The organism is Stenotrophomonas sp. 278 (assembly GCF_003935715.1).
GTDB classification, from domain to species: Bacteria; Pseudomonadota; Gammaproteobacteria; order Xanthomonadales; family Xanthomonadaceae; genus Stenotrophomonas; species Stenotrophomonas maltophilia_AH.
Genome location: NZ_RHPP01000279.1, coordinates 1 through 1,715, shown reverse-complemented (window position 1 = coordinate 1,715; position 1,715 = coordinate 1). Strand labels below are relative to the sequence as shown.

Annotated in this window: 1 protein-coding gene; it reads right to left on the bottom strand. The window is 72.1% G+C overall.

Annotated features, from left to right (window positions below; genetic code table 11):
* Positions 1-34: 34 nt before the first annotated feature.
* Positions 35-1,715 (bottom strand): FtsX-like permease family protein (locus EGJ34_RS21625; protein ID WP_125362440.1); only part of this gene is annotated, 1,681 nt, incomplete at its 5' end.

Below are 1,715 nucleotides of genomic sequence, written 5' to 3'. Positions count from 1 at the left end.
CCTGGGCCGGCCAACGGCCGGCGCTACCGATACGTCACGCCTCGCGCAGCGCCAGCGCCGGCGGCGTGCGCAGAATCCGCCGGGTGCCCCACCAGCCGGCCAGCATGCTCAGCGCCATGCCCAGTGCGCCGCCCAGCAGCAGCGGCCCCCACGGCGGGCTAAGCTGCAGCTCGAACACCTGCTTGGCCACCACGGTGCCCAGCAGGGCGGCGGCCCCGACCGCGAGCCCGGAAGCCAACAGCCCCAGCGCACCAAACTCCACCAGCACCGCGCCACGCAGCTGGGTGCGGGTCGCCCCCAGCGTGCGCAGTACCGCGCTGTCGTAGCGGCGCTCACCTGCGGTGGCCTGCAGGGCCGCCAGCAGCACCAGCACGCCGGCCAGCAGGCTGAAGCCCATCACCAGCTGCACCGCCTGGGTTACCCGGTCCACCACCTCGCGCACCCGCTGCAGGATGCCGTCGATGTCCAGCAGCGAGATGTTCGGGTACTCGCGGGTCAGCCCGGCCAGCGCCGGGGCCTGCGCACGCGGCAGGTGGAAGGCGGTGATCAGGTTGTACGGCGCATCGCCCACCGCGCCCTCGTTGAGCAGCAGGAAGAAGTTGACCCGGAACGAGTCCCAGTCGGCCTTGCGGATGCTGGTGATGGTGAAGGTGCGTTCCTGCTCGCCCATCTGCAGGGTAACCGTGTCACCCAGCTTCATGCCGTAGCGCTCGGCCCAGCCTTCCTCGATGGACGCCTCCGGCGCGGTGCTGCCGGCGTCCCAGAATTTTCCGCTGACCAGGGTGTTGGCCGCCGGGAAGTCACGCCGCCAGCTGAAGTTGACCGGGCGGTTGGCGTCGTCGTCTTCGTTGCTGTTGTCCTCGCGCTCGGCCCGCTGCGGCGGGCGGCTGTTCAGGGCCAGCAGGCGCCCGGTGCTGAACGGCTCGACGCTGGCATCGCCCACGCCCAGTCCTTTCAGCGTATCCAGCACCGCCTGACGCTGTTCCGGCTGGATGTTCATCAGGAAGTAGTTCGGGGTATCCGCCGGCAGCCGGTCGCGCCACTGCGCCAGCAGGCCCGGCCCGATCACGGACAACAGCAGCAGCGCGCACAGCGACAGCGACAGCCCCACCAGCTGCATCACCGCCAGCCCGCGACGGCGGGTGAGGGCGGCCAGACCCAGCTTCCAGCGCCCACGCAGGCGCGCCTGCACGCCACGTACGGCCCACAGCAGCAGCGCCCCGATGCCGGCGGCCAGCAGCGCCAGCGCGGCCAGCCCGCCCAGTACCCAGGCGGCCAACTTGACGTCGCCGGTGGCCTGTACGGTCAGCGCCACGGTAGCCAGCAACGCGGCGGCATACACCAGCAGCGAGCTTGGCGGCATCGCGGCGAAGCTGCGGTTGAGCACGCGCATCGGTGGCACCCGGCGCAGGCGCAGCAGCGGCGGCAGGCCGAAGCCCAGCAGCAGTACCAGGCCGATGCCGGCCCCGGTCAGCGCCGGGGTGGCCTGCGGCAGCGGCAGGCGGTTGGGAATCAGCCCGCCCAGCGCCTGCACCAGTCCGGCCTGCGCGGCCATGCCCAGCCCGATACCGACCAGACAGGCCGGCACCGCCAGCAGTACCAGCTGCAGCGCCATGGCGGTGAGAATGTCGCGTTGGCGCGCGCCCAGGCAGCGCAGCACGGCCACCTGGTCGATGCGGCGCAGGGCGAAGCGGTTGGCCGCCAGTGCGGTGGCC